This window comes from Cecembia lonarensis LW9 (genome assembly GCF_000298295.1).
GTDB classification, from domain to species: domain Bacteria; phylum Bacteroidota; class Bacteroidia; order Cytophagales; family Cyclobacteriaceae; genus Cecembia; species Cecembia lonarensis.
Map to the genome: position 1 here is coordinate 14,421 of NZ_AMGM01000043.1, position 22,673 is coordinate 37,093.

At 40.8% G+C, this 22,673-nt stretch carries 14 protein-coding genes; 6 read left to right on the plus strand and 8 right to left on the minus strand.

Going from position 1 to position 22,673, the window contains the following annotated elements:
* Window positions 1–50: 50 nt before the first annotated feature.
* Window positions 51–1,295: a neutral/alkaline non-lysosomal ceramidase N-terminal domain-containing protein gene (locus B879_RS13065; protein WP_009185662.1), complete on the plus strand. Its 1,245-nt coding sequence runs from the start codon at window positions 51–53 to the stop codon at window positions 1,293–1,295.
* On the opposite strand, the gene B879_RS13070 is transcribed toward B879_RS13065, so the two are convergent.
* Complete coding sequence (locus tag B879_RS13070) at window positions 1,292–3,478, minus strand: carbohydrate binding family 9 domain-containing protein (protein WP_238542136.1); 2,187 nt, start codon at window positions 3,476–3,478, stop codon at window positions 1,292–1,294. The genes B879_RS13065 and B879_RS13070 overlap by 4 nt on opposite strands.
* Window positions 3,479–3,632: 154 nt before the next feature.
* Here B879_RS13070 and B879_RS13075 point away from each other — a divergent pair, with 154 nt between their 5' ends.
* The 5 genes from B879_RS13075 (at window position 3,633) to B879_RS13095 (ending at window position 8,354) form a co-directional block, all read left to right on the plus strand.
* The gene (locus B879_RS13075) at window positions 3,633–4,169 is read left to right on the plus strand and encodes a DinB family protein (RefSeq protein ID WP_009185664.1); all 537 of its coding nucleotides are present in this window, start codon (window positions 3,633–3,635) and stop codon (window positions 4,167–4,169) included.
* A 75-nt stretch (window positions 4,170–4,244) separates the two neighbouring features.
* Window positions 4,245–4,487: a type II toxin-antitoxin system VapB15 family antitoxin gene (gene vap15, locus B879_RS13080; RefSeq protein WP_009185665.1), complete on the plus strand. Its 243-nt coding sequence runs from the start codon at window positions 4,245–4,247 to the stop codon at window positions 4,485–4,487.
* Window positions 4,456–4,881, plus strand: a complete 426-nt coding sequence (locus B879_RS13085; RefSeq protein WP_009185666.1) for a putative toxin-antitoxin system toxin component, PIN family — start codon at window positions 4,456–4,458, stop codon at window positions 4,879–4,881. Before vap15 ends, B879_RS13085 begins: the two co-directional genes overlap by 32 nt.
* Window positions 4,882–4,941: 60 nt before the next feature.
* A complete protein-coding gene (locus tag B879_RS13090) occupies window positions 4,942–6,720 on the plus strand; it encodes an acyl-CoA dehydrogenase family protein (protein WP_009185667.1) in 1,779 nt (592 codons plus the stop codon).
* A gap of 149 nt (window positions 6,721–6,869) precedes the next feature.
* Window positions 6,870–8,354 carry a S10 family peptidase gene (locus tag B879_RS13095; protein ID WP_009185668.1) on the plus strand — a complete coding sequence of 495 codons (1,485 nt, stop codon included), beginning with the start codon at window positions 6,870–6,872 and terminating at the stop codon, window positions 8,352–8,354.
* A gap of 137 nt (window positions 8,355–8,491) precedes the next feature.
* On the opposite strand, the gene B879_RS13100 is transcribed toward B879_RS13095, so the two are convergent.
* The 7 genes from B879_RS13100 to B879_RS13130 form a co-directional block, all read right to left on the minus strand.
* Window positions 8,492–9,679, minus strand: coding sequence for a proline dehydrogenase family protein (locus B879_RS13100; RefSeq protein WP_009185670.1), 1,188 nt, complete (start codon window positions 9,677–9,679; stop codon window positions 8,492–8,494).
* A 173-nt stretch (window positions 9,680–9,852) separates the two neighbouring features.
* Window positions 9,853–11,382, minus strand: coding sequence for a S10 family peptidase (locus B879_RS13105; RefSeq protein ID WP_009185671.1), 1,530 nt, complete (start codon window positions 11,380–11,382; stop codon window positions 9,853–9,855).
* Window positions 11,382–12,797 (minus strand): RagB/SusD family nutrient uptake outer membrane protein, encoded by a 1,416-nt coding sequence (locus B879_RS13110; RefSeq protein WP_162136888.1) that lies wholly within the window; start codon window positions 12,795–12,797, stop codon window positions 11,382–11,384. Before B879_RS13110 ends, B879_RS13105 begins: the two co-directional genes overlap by 1 nt.
* A 10-nt stretch (window positions 12,798–12,807) precedes the next feature.
* Window positions 12,808–15,855 carry a SusC/RagA family TonB-linked outer membrane protein gene (locus B879_RS13115; RefSeq protein WP_009185673.1) on the minus strand — a complete coding sequence of 1,016 codons (3,048 nt, stop codon included), beginning with the start codon at window positions 15,853–15,855 and terminating at the stop codon, window positions 12,808–12,810.
* Window positions 15,856–16,113: 258 nt separating this feature from the next.
* Complete coding sequence (locus tag B879_RS13120) at window positions 16,114–19,272, minus strand: beta propeller repeat protein (RefSeq protein WP_009185674.1); 3,159 nt, start codon at window positions 19,270–19,272, stop codon at window positions 16,114–16,116.
* Between the two features lie 163 nt (window positions 19,273–19,435).
* Window positions 19,436–20,629, minus strand: a complete 1,194-nt coding sequence (locus tag B879_RS13125; RefSeq protein WP_238542137.1) for a succinylglutamate desuccinylase/aspartoacylase family protein — start codon at window positions 20,627–20,629, stop codon at window positions 19,436–19,438.
* Window positions 20,630–20,633: 4 nt separating this feature from the next.
* Window positions 20,634–22,484, minus strand: coding sequence for a glutamate-cysteine ligase family protein (locus tag B879_RS13130; RefSeq protein WP_009185676.1), 1,851 nt, complete (start codon window positions 22,482–22,484; stop codon window positions 20,634–20,636).
* Window positions 22,485–22,673 lie beyond the last annotated feature (189 nt).

Genomic DNA, 22,673 nt, shown 5'->3' on the forward strand with positions numbered 1-22,673 from the left:
GTCACTTTTGTGGTTCAAATCAATCAACTAATTCAACTCTATTTCTCCAAATGAAGGGCTACTTCTGTTCCATTATTCTTTTTATTTTACTTCTTTCTTGTGGTCAAAAAGAAGAGGAAATTGTCCAAGTGGGGGTATCAAAAGCGGTAATTAATCCCCCTTTGGGTGCATTTATCGCTGGGGATAAACAAAACAGAAGATTTACAGGGGTTTTTGACAGTTTGTATGTCAAGGCTGCGGTATTTTATGACGGGAATGAAAGTTTTGCCTTGGTAACCGTGGACTGTATCGGCTTACTTTATCAGGACCTGTTGAAAATCAGGGAGAAAGTTGGCACAATGGACTTGGGTATCCCCTTTTCTCCCGAAAATATTGTCATCAGTTCCACCCATACCCATTCCGGACCGGATGTGGTCGGCTTATGGGGGGAAGATTATACCCAAAATGGTGTGGATCCGGATTACATGGATTTTTTGGTGAAAACTACGGCGGAACAAATCCAAATTGCAGCTTCCAAACTGGAAAATGCCAGTGCTAAATATGGAAGTACTGAATATGGCCATAATTGGGTAGCCAATATCTGTGAGGAGGAAATTGACCGCTCGGTGACTGTATTACAGTTTCTCAATGATAAAGGTCAGAATCTCCTTTCTCTGACGAATTTTGCCTGCCATCCTACCTACCTGGATGCGGTGTACAATGAAGTTTCAGCGGATTATGTAGCAGGCTTTTACCAAGAAATGGAAAAGCAACTCGGCGGTGAACATATCTTCCTGCAGGGAGCAATCGGTGGATGGATTCAACCCATTGATAAGGGTATTCCTTATACGGAAGTTCTACAGAGAGGATCAGGTTTGGCCAATGCAGCGGTTTCAGCATTGAAAGAAGGAAAAAACTTACAGTCTGCCTCCTTGTCCTTTCGGAATAAGAAGATTGATTTGCCTGTCGAAAATGAAGCTTGGCAGCAGTTGGCAGCTGCGGGGATTATCCAAAGAGCCATTTCAGAGGTACTTGAAACAGAAGTGGTTTGGTTTTCAATTGGGGAAGCCAATTTTGCTACCCATCCGGGCGAAACTGCTCCGGTTTTTGGACTTCAAACCAAGGCCATGATGCCAGAAGGCCCACAATTTGTTCTAGGGCTTGGACAGGATGCCTTAGGCTATATTGTCAAACCTGAATATTTTGAAGATCCTACTTTGCCACACGCTCCTTATTTGACCAGGATGTCTTTGGGTAAAGATACTGGGCACTACCTGATGGAGGTTTTGGAAACCTTATCCCAAGAGTTTCACTAGAACCTAAAGGTATATGCCAATTTGATATTAGTTCTGTCTTCAATGGAGAGAAATCGTTCTGTCAATCTAAACCAGTTGTGGTTATAGACAATGAAAAAAGTGTTACCAGGATCAATTACCCATGTAAAACGGCTGTTGGTTCCCAAAAATCTGGTGATGTTGTCGTACTGTACATTAAAATTCACTGAAACCCAAGGAGAAAAATCGTAGCCTGAAATCAGTCGAATAATGTGGGTATCAAAATTACCTTCAAGCAACCGTACTTGGGAATGGATCCAAGAGGCTGTTAAATTCAATCCTATTATTGGACGCATGAATATGTCTGCGGTAATATTGGTTTCAGTACCTGTCCAAAAGCCATTTTTTGAAAATACAAAGGAGCCTCCAATCTTTCTGAATGGTGCTGATTGTGCTGTGATGGTATAACCTAAATTGTAATAATTACCTACATCAATTACATATTCCCCATTCCTCAAGATGTCAAAAGGTCTATCCAGGAATTCATAGTTGTAATTGAACTGAAACTGTAATACATCTCCCGATTCAAACCTTAAACCTAAAAACCTGATTCGGTGATTCACAGTAGCAGGCCTCCAATCCATTTCCATAAGGTACTCGAAGTAATATTGCCAACTCAATTCTCTTATGAGTCCACTGTTTTTCCATAAAGGGCTATAGCTGATCGAAGGTTGTAAACGACGAAAGCCTACCCTAGGAGCAAAACCAGTTGCAGGATCATAATTAATTCCAAACTCCCTGTACGACATATGCGCTCTCCATGGCTCATTTGGAAAATTAATTCTCCCGCCCCTTACCGATCTGTCCCAAAGGTTACTCTCATCGCCAAAAAAATTCGGCGTATGACCCACAAAAAAGGCCTCAAATTGGAGGTTTTTATTTCCCAGAAACTTCGAAGTATTCAAACTAAGGTCCATGCCCAAAGTTTCGCGTAAAGGCAGGCTGTCTCCCTCAGTGTCTCTTCTGGTATATATTACACCGATGGTACTTTCATCAGAAATGTTTTGAACAATTCTGCCAACCGTAAAATTTTCAGCTTTCCTTTCACCCTGCGCTGCTGTGTTGACATGTACAAAACCAATATCTGTATCTTTTACGCGACCTATCATTCTTCCCCCATATCTTATTGGGATGGGCAATCCATCCTGAAGACCTATTCTTCTGCTGAAATATGGATTTGGAGAACTGGACGGGGCAAATAGAAAGATATTGGCACCTTCCAGAAAGAAGGCCCTTCTTTCTGGAAAGAAAAGTGGAAATCTGGTCAAATTGATCTGCCTGTCGTCTACTTCTGTTTCAGCAAAATCTGTATTGATGGTTATGCCAGCCTTAAGATTTGGCGTAATGTTATAATTCAGTTCTCCTCCAAAATTGTGGCTAAGTTCAGAAGTTTTAGAGCTTTCCAAATCTCCTCGTTGCCTGACTTGGGTACCTATGGCATAAGGTATGGCTTCCAGACCAATACCTTGATTGATATTTTTTAAGTTTACCAACTTTCCTGCATCTTGTGGCCTTTGGATACCTTGGTTTCTTTGAAAACCTGACCAAAGGACATCCTCATTTTTTCTCCTGATGGTACGAAGGAAATTGACACCCCAAGTATCGTTATTGGGATCAAAATTCAAGGTCATAAAGGGTATTCTGATTTCTGCCATCCACCCTTCGGCGGTTTTCACTACCCATGCCCGCCAAATCCCATCCCAGGACCGGTTGATAGAAGTCCCCTGCCCCACCCTCAAAATCCCATCACCCATCAAACCAAGAGGATTGATTTCAAAATAGAATGCAGAACGCTGATCATTATATGTATCCAAAATAAAGACAAAACGGTCGTCTGTATCCAAAGGAGCATCTCTTTTTCTCTGAAAAGCCTTGATTTTATCCGGTTCAGAATCAAAGAACTGTGCACTGATGTACAAGTTTTCATCATCATAAGCTATTCTTACCTCTGTGCGTTCAGAAGCAGGATTACCCGGTACAGGTTCTTGCTGAAAAAAATCACTGATAACAGCAGCATTTTGCCAGAAAGCCTCTTTGGTAAGGCCATCCAAATCAATAGTTTCCCCAGGTTGCATCCTATATGCTTCTATGGTTTTTTGAGCATGTAGATTGGAATATATTAAACAAAGGACAAGCAAAAGGAAAATACCGGTGTAAACTTTCACACCTCAAAAATCAACAAATAAAAATGCTTGACATTATGTATTTATGTTAATGGTGCCATCATTTTATAGAAATGAATTGAATTAAATCCCATTGTTAGAGTAATTCAGCAGAAATTAAGAACTTCACTTGTTCAAAAGGCGAAATTTAAAAACCATGGACTGGATAAAAGATTTAGATCATATCAGCAAAGAAGTAAATGAAAAATTTGGGGCTTTATCTAAGGAACAGCTTTTTGCCCAACCTGATCCAAAAAGATGGAGTATTGCACAGAACTTACAACACTTGATTCAGGTCAATGAAAGCTACTTCCCTATATTCAATCGACTGGAGAAAAGAGATCTACCACAGCCCTTTATTGGGAAAATTGCCTTTTTCAGAAACCTTATTGGAAATATGATTTACCAATCTGTCTCAGATGGCGGTAAGAAAAAGGTCAAAACATTTCCCCTTTGGGAACCCAGCATCCTGGAAAAAGAAGAGAATATCCTCGAAAAATTTCTTAAGCAGCAAGAAGCTTTAAAGCAGTGGATAGATAGGTTACAACCTTTCATTGAAAAAGAAGCTGTCATTCATTCCCCTGCCAATAAACTGATTGTATATACCCTTCCCAAAGCATTGGATATCATTGTGTCGCATGAAAGAAGGCATTTGGATCAGGCCTTGAATGTTAAATCTATTTTGGTCTTTTAGCAAAAAGCTTTGTTATAAAATCAAAAGAACCTAAAACTATTTTTGTAAATTTGGATATATCAAAAGCATATAGTCATGAAAGCTGCCTTGCAAGTCGATCTTACTTTCGAACAAATCCTTTCTTTGGTTAAACAACTATCCAAAAAAGATAAGATTAAACTAAGCAAAGAATTGGAAAAAGAAGCTATAAAATCGAGACTTGGAAATCTTTTAGAGACATTCCAAACGGAAGAACTAGATTTGGATACAATTACCAAAGAGGTAGAAAGCGTTAGACAGGAGATTTATGACAAAGGAAAGCTTAAGGGTAATTTTTGACACTAACATTTTAATTAGTTTCCTTATCGGAAAGAATTTATCGAATCTCAGAGACCTTATAGCGGATAGTAGAATTATTGTTATTATCACTTCGCAACTTTTAACTGAATTGGAATTGGTGACAAGTAGGGAGAAGTTAAAAAAGTATTTTCCTAAAGATAAAGTAACGGAACTCATTGATCTTCTAAAAAAAATAGGAGAAAATGTTGAAATAAAACCATTGAATAAAATCAACAGGGACCCCAAAGACAATTTCCTATTGGATTTGATAGAATTTTCCAATGCGGATTATTTAATTACAGGTGATAAGGATTTGTTAGAGCTTAATCCATTTAAAACAGCTATAATTATTAGACCAACTGAGTTTGAAAATATTTTGAATAAGCAAACCTAAACTTAACCTCTTTAATTTTAAGCAAGTTCTGCTTATCATTAGGATTAAGATTGATTGACTATGCCTTTTTATTCCAATAGAGACCTACAATTCCAACTGTTTGAAAATCTCCAAGTGTTGGAATTGACCCAATATGAACATTTCAAAGACCATTCTGTAGAAACTTTTCAGATGGTGATTGAGGCTGCAGCAAAGATTGCTGAAACTTCACTCTATCCTTTGCTGACGGAAATGGACAGAGATGAACCGCAATTGGTCAATGGCAAAATCCGGATCCATGCAGGGATGAAAAAAATTATCCGTCAATTCGGTGAGGATGGATGGATCAATGCTACTTTTTCCTATGATGAGGGAGGACAGCAACTACCCAATACCCTGCATATGGCAGCCGGTTTTATCTTTCAAGCAGCCAATTATTCGGCTTCGGTCTATCCATTTTTGACCACCGGAGCGGCAAACCTGATCCGGACTTTTGGTAATAAAGAATTAATTGAAACGTTTACCCCTAACATGTATGCGGGAAAATGGCAGGGAACCATGGCCCTGACCGAACCTGATGCAGGCTCTTCCTTATCGGATCTAAGTACAATGGCCCTTCCTACCGAAAAAGAAGGAGTTTATAAAATCAAGGGCCAAAAAATTTATATTTCTTGTGGGGACCATGATGCCTGTGAAAATGTCATCCATTTGATGTTGGCCAGAATCCAAGGGGCCCCGCTTGGGATCAAAGGCATTTCTCTTTTTGTGGTCCCACAAAAGCGAGTGTCTAACGGGGAATCCAATGATGTATTGACAGAGGGAGTTTACCATAAAATGGGTTACAAGGGTGCGCCTATTGCCCATTTGATGATCGGATCAAATGATGGCTGTGAAGGCTATCTTGTGGGAGAAGCCAATAAGGGGCTTTCCTATATGTTCCAAATGATGAATGAAGCCCGGGTAGGTGTGGGAATGAATGCCGCCGCCATCGGGACGGCAGCCTATTATGCCTCCTTGGCCTATGCCAAAGAAAGACCTCAGGGAAGAAAAATAGGTGATAAAGATCCTTCTCAACCTCAAATCCCTATCATACAACATGCGGATGTCAAGCGGATGTTGCTTTTCCAAAAGTCTATTACTGAAGGTACTTTGTCCTTACTTTTGTATTGTAGCAAATTGGGTGATATTGCCCACGCAGGTGATGGAAATGAAAAAGAGGAAGCCGCCCTCCTACTCGACTTTTTGACTCCGATTGCCAAAAGCTATCCTTCAGAAATGTGTTGCCTGACCACTTCAACAGCGGTACAGGTACTTGGTGGGGCTGGTTATACCACAGATTTCCCAGTAGAACAGTATTACCGTGAAGCCCGCATTCATCCTATCCATGAAGGCACTACAGGTATTCATGGATTGGATTTACTTGGACGAAAAGCCATCATGCAGGAAGGAAAGGCTTTAAAACTTTTTGTAAGGGAAATTTCAAAAACCATCCTTCAGGCCAAAGATATGCCTGCAATTAAGGGCCATGGAGAAAAACTTGAAAAATATCTACAAAGGGCCCAACAAACTGTAGGTCATTTGTTTACAAAAGTAGGGAAAAACCCTGAGGCCTATTTGGCAGACGCGACCCTATTTTTGGAATATACTGGAATCCTGGCCATTGCCTGGCAATGGTTGAAACAGGCCATAACAGCCCAGCAACAACTGGATTTGGGCAATGCGGAAAACGCTTTCTATCAGGGAAAAATCATGTGTCTGCGATACTTCTTTGAATATGAATTGGTGAAAATGGATGCGCTTGGAAAAAGGTTGATGGCCGAAGACATGCCTACTTTGGAGATGCAGGAGGATTGGTTTTAAATTAATAGGCTTATTTCTGAATTTTTGGCCATCTATTAGTTATGTTCCATTTATAAAGCCATGTTTCGGTTTAAACAATATTTCTGGCCCTTAGGCTGTTGCTTGATTATATTACAATAGCTTGTATATATCAATCAACAACCCGTACCATGAAAAAAATATTATTAACTGTAAGCGCCCTTGTCTTTTTGTTCCATATTACCCAAGCGCAGGAAGAAAGGGAAGTCAAAATTGAATCTGCTTCTGTTACCAATGGGACTGCAATGATCAAAGGTACTGCTGTACCCTACAAAGCCACTGCGGGTACTATGCCGGTTTGGAATGAGGATGGTAAGCCCATTGCGACCATGTTTTTTACTTATTACGAAAGATCAGATGTTACAGACAAAAGCTCCCGTCCTTTGGTGTTTTCTTTCAACGGGGGGCCTGGCGCTGGATCTTTATGGATGCACTTGGCTTACACGGGCCCTTATGTGCTAAATATTGATGAGGAGGGATATCCACTTCAACCCTATGGGGTGAAGCAAAATCCACATTCTATCTTGGATGTGGCCGATATCGTTTACATTGACCCTGTCAATACCGGTTACTCCAGAATTAAAGACAAAGAAACCCCAAGGTCTACCTTTTTTGGGGTAAATGCTGATGTAAAATATTTGGCTGACTGGATAAAAACTTTTGTGACCAGACAGAATCGCTGGCCTTCTCCTAAATACCTGATCGGGGAAAGCTATGGTACTACCCGTGTATCTGGCCTGGCACATGAATTACAAAATGCGCATTGGATGTACCTAAATGGGGTAATTTTGGTTTCTCCAACTACCCTAGGGTTAGATAGAAGTGGCCCTGTAGCCAAAGCCAATTACTTACCGTATTTTACAGCCACTGCCTGGTACCACAAAGTGCTTCCAGCAGACCTTCAGGCCAAAGACCTGGATGAAATCTTACCAGAAGTGGAAAAGTACACCTTGAATGTGGTACTACCTGCTATTGCCAAAGGAGGGGCTTTGCCTGATGCAGAGAGAAAAGAAATTGCAAAGAAAATGGCCTATTATTCCGGGATCAGGGAAGAGGTTTTCCTGCAACATGCCCTGGCGGTACCTACCAGTTTTTATTGGAAAGAGTTGCTGCGTGATAAAGGATTTACAGTAGGCCGATTGGATAGCAGATACAGGGGCATAGACCAAACCGATGCCGGTGGAGCCTATGATTATGACCCGGCAATAAAGGCTTGGCAGCATGCTTTCTCACCCACCATGAATTTTTACGCCAAAAACATCCTGAAATATGAAACCGATTTGACCTATTACGTTTCTGGTCCGGTACGTCCATGGGACAGAAGCAATGACAATACGGGCAATCAATTGGCACAAGCCATGCTACAAAACCCATACTTACATGTAATGACCCAGTCCGGTTATTTTGATGGGGGAACTGATTACTTTAATGCCAAATACAATATGTGGCAAATGGATCCTGCGGGAAAATTACAAGATAGAATGAGCTTTAAAGGATACAGAAGCGGTCACATGATGTACCTGAGGGCTGAAGACCTTGCCAAGTCCAATGAGGATGTGAGACAGTTTATCTTAAAAACCATTCCTCCAAAAGATAAGCCAGCGAAGTACTGGTAAAAGGAGAAGCGAGAAGGTAGAAAGTATGATTTCGAATGTCGGAAGTTCGAGAAATAGCCAAGAAGGAGTTAAGGCCTTGAGGTATCCATTGATATAGATTTCTGAAAGGCATTTTCTCTTTTTTGAATTTTTTGGTATTAATCCTGCTTTCTCCTTTTGATTTCTTTTTGGATAAGCTGCAGTTCTCTACTGCTTTGGCCTGCTACTGATGTATTCTCTTCTGCCCTTCTGATCAGGTAAGGAATAACCTTTTCTACAGGACCATAAGGAATATATTTCACCACATTAAATCCATTTTTGGCAAGGCTAAAGGTTATATTATCACTCATACCAAATAATTGTGCAAAATAGATCCTCTCGTCATTTCTATCCAATCCATGCAACTCAATCAATTGACTGAGGTAATGATTGCTCTTTTCATTATGTGAGCCAGAAAATAACTCAAGTTGGTCAATACGTTCCACACAGAATTTCAGAGCAAGATCATAATCCCTATCTGTCGAAAATTTATCGGGTTGAATTGGACTCTCATAGTTCAATTTATTGGCTCTCTCCCTTTCCTTTTCCATATAAGCCCCTCTGACCAATTTAGCACCTAGATAATACCCCTTATCCTGAGCTTCTTGATAGGCAGCTTTGAGCCTTGCCAACATATCATGCCTGTACATCTGAAAAGTATTAAAAACTACACACTTTTCCCGATTGTACTTTTCCATAGCCTCATAAACCAATTCATCCAGAGTATTTTGGTACCATGAATCCTCTGCATCAATAAGAATTTTAGTGCCCTGTGAATAGGCTGCCTTACATAGCATATCAAGCCTTTCCTTTATTTTTTCAAAAGCTGCTTGCTCCTCTTTATCCAAAATTTCGCCCTCTTGAGTCTTGGTCAAAATATTGTAATCTCCCAGACCTGTTATCTTAATCGCAGCAAACGGAATATTGGCGTCAACTCCACTGATCTGGATTGTTTTAAGGATTTCTTCCAGTGTTTCATTATAAGAGGCTTCTGTGCCCTTACCTTCTAACGAATAATCAAGAATGCTTTTGACTTGGAATTGGGCGAGATTTTTGACGTTTTTTTCACAATCTGTAATGGTTTCCCCTCCGCAAAAATGCCCAAACATGGTCTTCTTCATTAGCCATTTGATCGGCAATCCTAGTTGGATGGCCCAATCAGTAAGGTTAGCACCCAAATGCACAATTCTATTGTTATTAAGTATCCGAAAAAGCCAATACATCTTTTTCAACTCATAGTCCGACCTGGAAGCATAAGCAACCTTTAAATCACTGAAAGGTCCCACTTTTTCTTCAAATGTTTTCATAGAATATCCGGGTTTACAATTCTAGGGTTAAGCTGTGTATGTGTTAGTAAAAATAAAGGATAAAAGACCGTCCTACAGTAAGACGGCCTTTAATATTTAAGTGATTTTAAGCAAGAATTTTCCAATAAATTCAGCTTTTGAATTTATTGGAAAATTTCAGATTTGGTTGTCAATCAATTTTTTAAAACTGAGTCATAAAATGACCTGACATCTTTAGTCATTTTGTCTAAAGATGGTTTATGAATGTACACCATATGCCCTGATTCATAGTATTCCATGGTGATATTGGGTTTCAAAGAAGGATCCAACATCATGTGGTCAACCGTATATTCCGTAGCAAAGAATGGTGTAGCCAAATCGTAATATCCATTGATAAATAAGACCTTCAGGAATGGGTTTTTGTGAATGGCCATTCTTAAGGTCTCTGAATTGTTCAGGTATTGGTTTTGAACATTGCTATAATTCCAAGGCCTTACCCTTGCTGTAAGGATTTCATAAGCAAGGTTGGTTTCAAATCCCAATTCTCTTCTGATATAATCATTGATGGCCATACTATAAGGACCATAAATGGCCTTATTGTAGCTGGGATCAAATTCAAAACCTTCGCCTGCGTGGTCATAGTCCAAACCTAAAATTCTGCCATCCAATCGTCCGACTGTTTGTTTTCGGTCACGAAGGAGTTCTTTGACAAATCTGCTGATCTGAATTCTATAATGGGTTTGGTCCAGGTATGTTTTTGAAAGACCAGTATATTGCTGGAGTTTGTCTGCAAGCTTTGCTTTATCAGCATCAGTCAATTGGTCTCCTTTCATCAACATGCTGGCATATTCTCCTTTGGCATACTGCCTTACTTCTTCAATAAAGGCATCCAAATCATTTACCTCATTAGGAAGCGCTTTATGATAAGCCGCTATTGCCGCATAGGTAGGCAGATACATGATATAGGGCAGGTCATGCCCCCTGGTAAAGTTGAGTGTTGCAAAATTTGTCACTGCACTTACCATAATGATTCCGTTTAAGAACATACCATACCTGTCCTGTAAATATCCAGCTAAGCCAGCAGAACGGGTGGTGCCATAACTTTCACCCGAAAGGAACTTTGGAGAATTCCAACGCTTATATTCTGAAACAAAGGCCCTGATAAAGTCTCCAACGGATGAAATATCTTCCACATATCCAAGGAACTGTCTTTTATCCTCTCCTTCAGCAGGTCTGCTGTAACCTGTTTCTATGGGATCTATAAACACGAGGTCAGATTTATCCAGCCATGTATTTGGATTGTTGATCACTTCATAGGGAGGCTTGGTTGCCTCTCCTTCATCGGTCATTTTAATCATTCTGGGTCCCAACCCCCCCATGTGTAACCAAACGGATGAAGAACCCGGTCCTCCATTAAAGATAAAGGTGATTGGACGGTCCTTAGGATCTGAAACATTTTTGAGGAAATAAGCAGTAAAGTAAAACTTTGCCTTATCCTTACCATCTTCAGAAGCCATATGCATAAAACCAGCAGTGGTCTTGTAATTCAGACTTCTACCAGGCACTTGAATGCTGTGGTCTTTTTCCGCAACTTCAAGTGAACTCATGATCAGCTGATTGGATGAGGGTGACGCTGAAATTCCCTGTGCGTAGGAAAAAGAGCCTGCAGCTCCAAAGAGAAGCATGCAGGCCAATACTAAACTAAACCGATTCAATGTCATCATTAACGATATGCAGGGTTTTGAACCATGTTGCGGTTAGTGAATATTTCCGAATTAGGGATTGGGAATATATACCTGCCCCTCTCCCCAATTGCATAGGTACTTGCACCGGTTGTTCTAGGGATATTGGTAAATTCCGTTATGGCCCTGTCAGTTCTTGTCATATCAAAGAATCTATGACCTTCGATGGCAAATTCAAACCTTCTTTCATCCAAAATCAGGTTGACCAATTCATTGGCACTTCCTGCTGCTGCATCTGCCAATCCCGCCCTATTTCGAACGGCATTAAGATCCGCCAAACCTCCTGTAATATTATTTTGGTTGGCTCTAGCCTCTGCCCTGATAAGGTACATTTCTGCAATTCTCAACACGGGTACATTACTCGCATTTTGAAGCTCATCGAATTTGGTGGAGTAATAAACACCACCGAAAGCTGGATTTAATGCGATCAAATCGCTTCTAGAATCTACACCTTGTCTTTCCAGTAATTCCTGAGCAAATGGCTGATGGAAGCTTAGACCTCCCCTACCTGCTAAGCTTGCTGGGAAGTACCATTGCCTAAATCCACTGAAATCCACAACGTTGTAATGCATTTCAAATATGGACTCAGCAGAGAAGTCCGTTCTGAAAATATCAGAAAAGGGTTCAACAAGCTCAAATGAAGATTGACTAATGACCTCGGTCGCTTTAGCTTCAGCCTGGGCCCAATTATCCAAGTAAAGGTAATACCTGGCCAACATGGCTGTGGCAGCAGCTTTAGTCAAACGAGATCTGGAAAGGAAATTACTTGCCCGCGTTGAAGGCAATAAACTTTCCCCCATTTCAAGATCCTGTCTTACTTGATTCCAAGTAGCTTCCAGACCTGCCCTTTCTTTAAAAGCATCCTCACTGACACCTATAGAAGGTTCTGTCTCCAGAATAACACCTAATTCTCCATATTTTCCGGGGATTCCACCGAAATATTTTACCAATTCAAAATACATCATTCCCCTAAAAGCATAGGCTTGACCCAGCATATCATTCTTTCTGCTTTCAGCTAATCCCGGTACATTAGGAGCAAAAGCAATGATGTTATTTGCCAAGTCAATGGTTCTGTATATCTGTGTATACAAATCATCAATTTCAGTATTGTCAGGAGTTTGCCTAAACTCATCTATCACATTAAAATTATCCCAGGTATCGATTGACTGTACTAAATCTGAGGCCAATTCACCTAAAGTCTGTACCCTCCAGTTATACACCAATTGTGCCTCATTATATAGGCCGTTTAAGGCAGCTTCCGCATTTACCGGATTGGCAAAGGCCTCACTTGTTGCAATTTGGAACTGAGGATCTTGGTCAAGCACATTACAACTGTATCCCAGCCCTGACAGGACAAGCAAACCTGCCGCAATTCCTTTATATATTCTATTTTTCATTTTCATCGCTTTAGAAAGTTAAGTTTACGCCCAAAGTATAGGTTCTAGGTTGTGGCATAACCGCAATATCAACACCGGATACCAAGTTGGATGGACTGGTACTTACTTCTGGATCCAATCCAGTATAATTGGTCCAAGTAATAAGGTTTTGAGCCATACCATACACACGTGCCCTTCCTATTCCCACTCTTGAAGAAATGGGTGAAGGAATGGTATATCCAAGACTTAGGTTTTTCAGCCTTAGGAAAGAACCATCTTCTACGTGTCTGGAAGGACGAAGATCGGCACTGTAATTTCTAGAAGCCATTCTGGGAACATCTGTAATATCACCAGGTTGTTGCCATCTATCCAATTGTTGCGTTGTATAACCTGTTGCGCGCTCTCCTCCATGTTCAAAAAAGAAGCGACCGTAATTTAGGGTATTATTTCCCTCACTAAACTGGAAGAAAGCCATCAAATCCCAGTTTTTATAATTTAGCGTATTGGTGAAACCACCCACGTACCTAGGAATGGCAGTGCCGAAAATCTGTCTGTGCACATTTGGGTTAAACTCTTCGTCTCCCATGGTATCCCAGATGATATCACCCGTTTGAGGGTCAACTCCTTCCTGAACATGTACCCAGAATGAGTTCAAAGGATATCCTTCCTCAACCCTTACATAATCACGGGTAAAGGTGGAGAATGGAAAGGCCAGTCGTGTCACAAGGTTGTTATTTCTGGAAACATTAAAGTTGGCATTCCAGGTAAAGTCTTGCTTTTCAATAATGGATGCATTGATACCCAATTCAAAACCTCTGTTCTGCATCTCTCCAAAGTTTTGGGTTAGAATACTGAAGCCCAATGATTTTGGTACAGGAACATTAAGCAAAAGGTCTCTCGTTTGCTTGTCGTAATAATCGAAGGTCAAAGTCAACCTGTCACTCCATAAACCTACGTCTAAACCAATGTTGAACTGTGCAGTAGTCTCCCATTTTAAATCAGGGTTGGCCAATTGATTAGGCGCAATACCGGGCGCATCTACATAAGAAGCCGGCCCTGAAGGTTGACCTACACCTCCCAAGTTAAGTCCTCCTCTCATTCCTCCCCAAAGTCCTAGGGCTTGGAAGTCGCCTATACCCCCTTGGTTACCTGTCAGACCGTAACTTGCTCTGATTTTCAAGTCAGAAACTGTACTCCTGAGATTCTCCATAAACCCTTCATCCACCATTCTCCAAGCACCAGCGATTGACGGGAAATAACCCCATCGGTTATCGGCACCGAATCTTGAAGATGCATCAGCTCTCATATTGGCTGTAAAAAGATACTTGCCTTTGAACCCATAATTTACACGGGTAAAGAAGGATGCAATACCCCATGAAGTTCCTGTACTGCTGGCATTTTTCACCGCAGCAGATTCAATCCTCTTAAAGGAATTGGATGGAAAACCCTGGCCGAAGGCCTGTGTTCTTAGGAATTGATTTTCCTGTAAAGTATTACCAAGAAGGATATTGATATTATTGTTGCCAAAATCCCTTTGGAAGGTCAATACATTTTCATTGATCCAATTGTTACTCCTAGTGACAAAAGACTGCGCGGATCCATTAAGGGCTGCACCTGCTGCCAAGAAGGTATTGAAATACCTATCTTCTTCAACCAAGTTATTATCGATGCTCCAAGTACTTCTGAAAACCAAACCGTCCGCTATTTCCCAATCGGCAAAAACACTACCAATAATACGGGTAGTTTTCATCAGGTAATCAGTTTCATTGGCTACGGCTACAGGATTTTCCCAGAAAGGTCTAAAATAAGTACCATCTTCATTAAAGACAGGGAAGTTGCTTGGATAGAAAAAGGCGGTAGAAAGTGCTCCTTCAATAGCATTTCCGTTCAAGGCCCTGTTTCGGGTATTCACAGAGTATGTAGCACTCGTACCGATTTTCAATCTAGGGGTCACCATAAAGTCAAGGTTCATCCTCGCACTGCTCCGCTCAAAATCAGCTGGCCTTACGAGACCCTCTTGGAAAAAGTTATTGGCAGAAACAAAATACTTGATCTTTTCATCACCACCGGCAACAGATGCGTCTAAATTCCTAATGGAACCTGTTTGAAAGATTTCATCCAACCAATTGGTATCAATCGCTTGGTCAGGATTAGGAAAAGGATCACTATAGGCTTGTCCTGCTGGGTTGAGCGCCTCCAAAGAACCAAACCTGTCCACCCAGTTGTTTCTTCTTGATTCATTTTGAAGTCTTTCAAAGGTTGGGCCATCTACTCTTAATCTATTTGGGTCTCTCCACGGTTCCGAAATTCCCGCATACATGCTGATATTAACCACAGGCTTACCTGTTTGTCCCCTCTTTGTAGTAATCAAAACCACCCCATTGGCAGCTCTTGCACCAAAAATGGCAGTTGCAGAAGCATCCTTAAGAATTTCCATTGATTCAATATCCGCAGGATTAAGGTCAGCCAATGGATTAACAGGCTGTCCAAATGTGGAAGCGGCCAAGTTGTTGGAAATAATTGGTACCCCATCAATAACATACAAAGGATCGGAATTACCGGTAATAGAAGTCGTACCCCTGATTCGGATATTCATGCCACCACCTGGCTCACCGGACTCAGAATTAACAACCACACCCGGAGCACGGCCCTGTAAAAACTGGTCTGGGGAGACAATGGGAACATTCTCCACATCCTTACCCCTAATGGAAGAGATGGCACTCGTTAGGGTTCTTCTGTCCTGCTCTCCATAACCTACTACGATCACCTCACCCAATGCTCTTGTGTCAGACACCAAGGTTACAGATACTTCTGATCTATTGGCAACCCTGATTTCTTGTGTATTATACCCAATGAAGGAAAACACAAGTATGTCATCCGGGGAATTGACAGAAATAGAATAACGGCCATCTATATCAGTTGCCGTACCCACGGTGCTACCCTTTACAAGGATATTTACACCTGGTATACCCTCAGGTTCATCTGCCGAAACCACCCGGCCCGTAACTGTTCGTGTTTGAGCATATATGCTTATTGCCGAAAGCAAGAGCATACATGTCAAAAGTAAAGTTTTTTTCATAGTGTGATTATTTTTATTAAACAGTACTAATGTCCAAACAAAATTCTTTAAATCACAACCACTTGTAAAACTATAGTGCAATAAATATAAAACTATATATGTAAAATTTAATCACCTAATAAAATATTTTTGTTATTATAATTTTATGACTAAATAATACATTATAAAATTTAAATTTTTAATCCTATAATTATTTAATATTTATAATGTTAAATATTTTCTTAATTTAATTAAATAAATTTTGGACTTTACAAAATTTTACCTTTTTAATCTTAACTCTAAATCCCTAGTCATCAGGTATTGATTCAATGCCGGAATTTCTTCATCTATCAGCTTTTTATACTGCACTTGAATATCATCCAACTGCTTTCTGAATACATTGTATACCTGAACCTGTTGATCGGTAGGCTTAAAATCAGCTCCAAAACCACTAACATCACTGGCCAAGGCAGAAATCCTACCATAAAGTTTCATTGGATTTCTAAAGGCATCTTCTCTGGCACCAGTTAAATGGATGTCAAACAATTCGCCCTCAACTTTCAGAATTTTCTCTTCCAGTTCTTTGATTTTCTGGGCCACTTCCACATCACTTTTTTGCGCCATCAGAAGCTCTTCCAATTCTTTCCGTATTTCTTCAATTTCATTGATAGTAACCACTACTTCATTCATGGCCGCGTTGAGTTTTAATGAAAACTCCACCTGCTTTTCAATATCTTCAATTGTACCAGCCGTATTGGGATCTTTGATGACCTCACCCGTTTGGCTGATTGTCTTTCCATCTACAATCAAGCGAATTTCATATTCACCAGGTACTACTCTAGGTCCAAACTGCCCCCTGTAAAGATCCAAATCCCAGGTAACCAATGGCCTAAACTCCCTTCCTTCTAATTTCACCCAAGGTTTATCCGGAGGTGCCACCAATAATCTTGGTTGTAGCGTAGGTTCATACCTTAAATCCCACCATATTCTATTCACCCCTTCTTTGTTATTCCCTTTCAAGGTTCTGATCAGGGTTCCATCTTTCTTTCTTATTTCAACCGATACATTTTCAGCAGGATTTTTCAAGAAATAATTGATATCCATCCCATAAGGAGGATTACTACCAGTGGTCATGGATCGACCTTCAGTTTTGATCCCTTGAACCTCATGGAACCGGTAAGCCGGACGCTGATCAAAAAGATGAACTTCTGAGGCTAACACTTCAGCACTCATTTCCCTAATGGGTGTGATGTTATCCAGTATATAAAACCCTCTTCCATAAGTACCTATCACCAGGTCTCTGAATTCCTCCTGAATGGTCATCCAATAGATAGGTGCAGGTGGAAGATTATTCCTTAACCTAAACCAAGTAGCACCATCATCCTTTGAAATATAAAGGCCTTTGTCTGTCCCAGTATAAAGCAATCCTTCCACGACCGGATCCTCTCTGGTGACATGTACGAAACTCGATTCGCTTTTCTCTATTCCACCACTGATTTTTGACCAAGTCTGTCCGTAATCTTCGGTTTTGTAAACATGAGGATCAAAATCTCCCAATTGATGGGCGTCAACGGTAAGATAGGCCCTGCCCGCTTTATGCCTTGAAGGCTCAATGCTTGAAATCGTTCCAAGTTCTGGTTTGCCTGGAATATTTTTTGTCACATCGGCCCAGGTTTGTCCACCATCTCTGGTCAAGTGAACCAAGCCATCGTTAGATCCTACCCAAATCAATCCATTTTCTAAATGGGATTCGGCTATCGCAAAGAGTACTGAAGCATCAAAGGTCATCAGGTTGTCGGTAGCAATGCCACCAGAAGATTGCTGATGCGACTTATCATTTCGGGTTAAATCCGGGCTGATGATCTTCCAGCTTTGACCATAATCTTCGGTCATATGTACAAATTGACTGCCTACATATACCCGCTTATGGTTGTGGGGGCTGATATAAATTGGAAAAGACCAATGCCATCTGTATTTTAAATCTGCAGGTGCCCAGCCATAGCCTGCTTCTGGCCAGACACGGACATCTCTGGCATGGCCAGTACGGAGATCATATACCTGTAAACCACCATCATAACAACCGGACCATACGATGTGATTATCCACTGGGTCAGGAATGGCCCAACCACTCTCACAACCACCCACAGCATGCCACAATCCTAATGGAATACTTCCCTGTCTGCTGTTACTTGGCCCCCTGTAAGAGTAGCCGTCTTGCCTATTTCCATAAACATTGTAAGGCACTTGGTTATCTGTCCAAACGTGATACATTTGGGCATTAGGGAAAACAAATTGCCTGTAAGTTTTTTGACGGTTTAATGTAAGTCCCATTCCCCCATCGTGTGCAACCATCATTCTGCTGGGGTTCATTGGATCCACCCAAATGTCATGGTTGTCACCTCCAGCTCTATAACCGGCCTCTTCAAGTGTTTTCCCTCCATCCTTTGAAGTACTGAACCTTACCGAAGCAAAATAGACTTCATTAGGATCATCGGTAGATACCCTAAGTCTGGTGTAGTAAGGTGCCCGCTCATTAATGGTATGATTGATCATGGTGAGTTCCCAGGATTCCCCACCATCTGTGGACTTCCATAATTGGGGACTGTCCATTTCAAATAGGGCATAAACCACATTGGGGTCACTGTACGCAATGGCAACTGAAGACTTTCCAACAGGATTTTGTATACCTCCCGGAAGTCCTTTATCTTTCATGGCTTCCCAAGTTTTACCCCCATCCTTACTTCTATAAATTCCTCCTCCGGGGCCACCACTGGTCAGTCCCCAGGTTTTGATATCTATAGACCAAAAGGCAGCAAATAAAATGTCAGGATTTTTTGGATTCATGGCCAGGTCACTGGCACCTGTTCCTTCATCTACAAAAAGGACATGCTCCCAGGTTTTTCCCCCATCCGTAGTTTTGAAGATTCCGCGTTCTTGTTGTGGACTATAAGTATGTCCAAGTGCAGCCACATAAACCACATCAGAATTTCTCGGATCTACTTCAATTTGGCTGATCCTGGCTGTCTCTTTCAGACCCATGTGTACAAAATTTTTCCCGGCATCTGTGGATTTGTAAATCCCATTTCCCATGGCATGAGCAGGTCGGATCAAAAAAGTCTCCCCTGTTCCTACCCAAACGTGATCCGGATTACTTGGTGCTAATGCTAGCGCAGAAACAGAAGAAATATCCTGATCATCAAAAATAGAAGTCCATGTACCTCCAGCATCCTCAGATTTGAACAACCCCCCAGATGCCATTCCCACATACATGGTCAAAATGTCCCCGGGAACACCCCTTACCGCGATGGTTCTGTTCCCATCAGGACCAATAAACCTAAAATTCAACTGATCCAACAACTTGGGATCATTTGGCTGTTGGGCCCACAAAGGGCTGATTAATAGCATGCAAATACATGCAAAAAGGCAAAACTGCTTCATAGTGCTTGATTTGGAAAGTTAATTACCAATCGGTGAAAGGGAGATTGGTCGGTTATAATAGGGATGTAACGAATATATGAATGTATTTTTTACACAAAGTCATTTAATCTGCCAACGGCTGCTTAATGATGTAAACGTTTAAAAAAATTTTTTAAAGGTACTTTTAATACCAGCGTTCCCAGCGGTACATATTCCTTTTTGCTACCCTTTCCCGATTGGACAATCTGAGCCATTCACCTTCCTGTACCCTGATCCTATACCCGAACAAATGGAAAAAGGGTTTGGCAAAAAATCGGGCTTTTTTCAAATTGACTTTGAGGACCATTTTGTCCTTGTGCTCCCAGGAAACCCCGGGCAATAAGGGCAACAGGTTATCGATTTTCAATTTCCTCAAAAATGCGGAAAGTTTAAGCGCCCAATAAGGAATACGATGAATAATAAAAAAACCATCACTACCCTGACTTTGGTAAAGTGGCATGAATATGCGACCATTGTAGGGGGACTTGATCGTTTCATGATTGTGATAAGCCAGGTCTGTCCCTTGATGGATTACCTGAAAACTTTCAAAGCCAGGCAACATTTTGAACCTGTCCAAATCCCCGATTTTATGCAGGTGCACAATTTCAAAGATCTTATGTAATTCTGCAGCACTGGCTTCCAAAACTTGATAGTGCTGTTTCCAATCTGGCATGTGCTTCTTCTTGATAGCCCCGGTAAATCTTAGTGTCAGGTAAATAAAAGCTTCAGTATGCCTGACGGCTGCTTCTTCCTGATGCTGTCCTGCTTCAAAACCTATCCCAACAAAGCCCTTTTGGTTGACATAGCTCAACATAGGTCCTTCTAAGTATTCTTCAATACCCAAAACAATTGGAACAGGAAACTGCATGGCAAACTTTCTGTTGATAAGGGCATCATTGATGGTAATAAAAGGATATGTTTTACTGGAAGTGGTATGAAAATCAATAAAATACACCGGCTCTTGATTCGTATCCAGAATATTCTGAATAAATGTCAATAGTTCTAACATTTCTTTTTCTTCCACCATTAGATTTTCTTTCAGTTTCAATTGGGAAATCCTATTGGTAGTCCAAACCCTATTCAGATCTTCATCGATAAATCTTTTCTTAGCAGCCAATGCGGGTAAATTTCCCACAAGCCCATAAATCTTTCCCCTGATCTGATTTTTACGTTCTTCCAACCTATTTAAGGTGTTTTGCAAAGCAATGACTCCTGCCGGTTCGTTTCCGTGGATCCCAGCAAAAAAAAACACCAAAGGTCCAGGAATAGTCCCTTCTATATGACCAATCACCCTTCCTTTTTGATTGGTATCAAGATATTTTGCTTCAATGGTTTCCATCTTTTTAAAGGTCATTGGAAGTTATGATTCCTATAAGCTTACTGCCTTTTACTACAGGAAGGCTATTGATCTGATACTTGGCCATCAATCCACGGGCCTCATCCAAACTGCTTTCATGGGAAATACTGATGATTTCTGTTTTCATCAAATTTTTGACACAGAAATCTACTTGTTCTTTACTGTCCAGGTACTTTTTAATATCTGTCCAAGAAAGTAAACCCACCAACTCTTTATCTCCCTTGACCACAGGCATATGATGAATATTGTTCCATTGCATCATATAAACCACCAATTCAATGGGGTCTTTCATTTCCACAGAAAAGATATCCGTACTCATCACATGATGCACAAGCTTTTGTATATTGAAAGTTGTCGTTACTTCAGGAGTTAAAACCTCCCATTCCGAAACAGGGATATCCTTTTCCTGATTCAGGTATAATTGAGCAGTAAGGACCTGTCTTGCTTCATTTTTTTTCTTTTTTTGACATAAATTCCTAAAACTATCCACCATCCATACCGCACCATTCCTCTTTTTAACCCTATTTTCTATCACTCCTAGGTATTTCTCAATATCAGCTTCTACTATCCCAACCTTCCTCAAGCCTTTTCTGGCCATAGGTAAAAAGGTATCCAAAAGCAATTCCTGTGAAGGCACATTCTTTCCTTTCCAGAAAAACTGTGTACCCATCCCATACCTGGCAGCCTTAAAGAAGTTGGCCTTGACCTCTTTAAAATCCATCTGCTCATGGATATTTTCATCTTGGATACCTCTGCCTTTCATCACGCCTATCCAAAAAGCAAAATTAGCCACTTGGTCTATCATCGTAGGACCGGAAGGTATATAACGGTTTTCGATCCGCATGTGTGGTTTACTTCCCCCAACCCCATAACAGGCCCTGTTCCATCGATATACAGTACCATTATGAAGGTTTAAAGCTTTCAATTTGGGAATTTGGCCCTGCTTGATCATTTCCATGCTATCCTGCTCAAATTCCGCTGTTAAAAGACTCCTAAAGCGTGAAATATTGTCCCTATAAATATCGGAAATGCTACCCCTCTGCCATTTATCTTCAAAGCTTACCCTAGACTGACTTTCGTTCAATAAAAAAGAATTGGTTCTTATATCCACACTTTGGGTGAATAGTGCAATCCGGGTCTCATGCCATAATTCTTTTCCAAAGAGTAATGGCGAGTTACAACAAGCTGCCAGAATGGGGCCTGCGATGGCCTGGGACCAATTGAACATGTCAATAAATTCGTCGGGATCAATCTGCAGGTGCATCTGCCAACTGGTATTACAACTCTCCAACATGACTGAATCATGCAGAAAACTTAGTTCATCCACCCCTCTGATATGGATATGAAAATCTTGTTTCCTTGATTCTTTTGCCGCTTCATTGAGTACAAAATACCTTTGAACAGGAGTCATATTTTGTAAACCGATATGGGAATGGGCCAAAGTAGGCAATATACCAGTCAGGATAATCTTAGAATCCTGCTTCGCAGCTTCCTGCTTGGCCAATGTCAATAAATTTCTGAGATTTCTGTGTAACTTTGAAAAACAGTCCCCTCTAAGTTCCAAGGGATCAAGGTTGATCTCTAAGTTGTAATTTCCGATTTCTGTAGTAAAATGAGGATCATTAATGGCTTCCAATAAGGACAAGGAATTGTTGTTTGGCAAAAAATCATTCCTCACAATACAGAATTCTTGTTCTGCACCGATTCTTATGGGTCCTTTTTCAACTAAACCATCTCTCACCATGATATCCAAGGCCTCTAAATCCCTGATCAAATGGTGGAAATAATTGGCCTTAGCCTTCTTTCCGGTCAACTTGGTTACATTTAGGCTTCCCATATCAGCATTTTCTTTAAGACAAGAAAATTAGTGATAATCAAACCTTTAAAACATGACAAAAATCAGTTTATAACCTAATAAACGTCGGGTTTCACCCCTCTTCATGAACCCCTTAAATCCCTTAAACTTAATGGTTTTCTTCCAAAATCCGACTTTCGAAATCCGACTTCCCTCTCGCCTTTTTCCTTT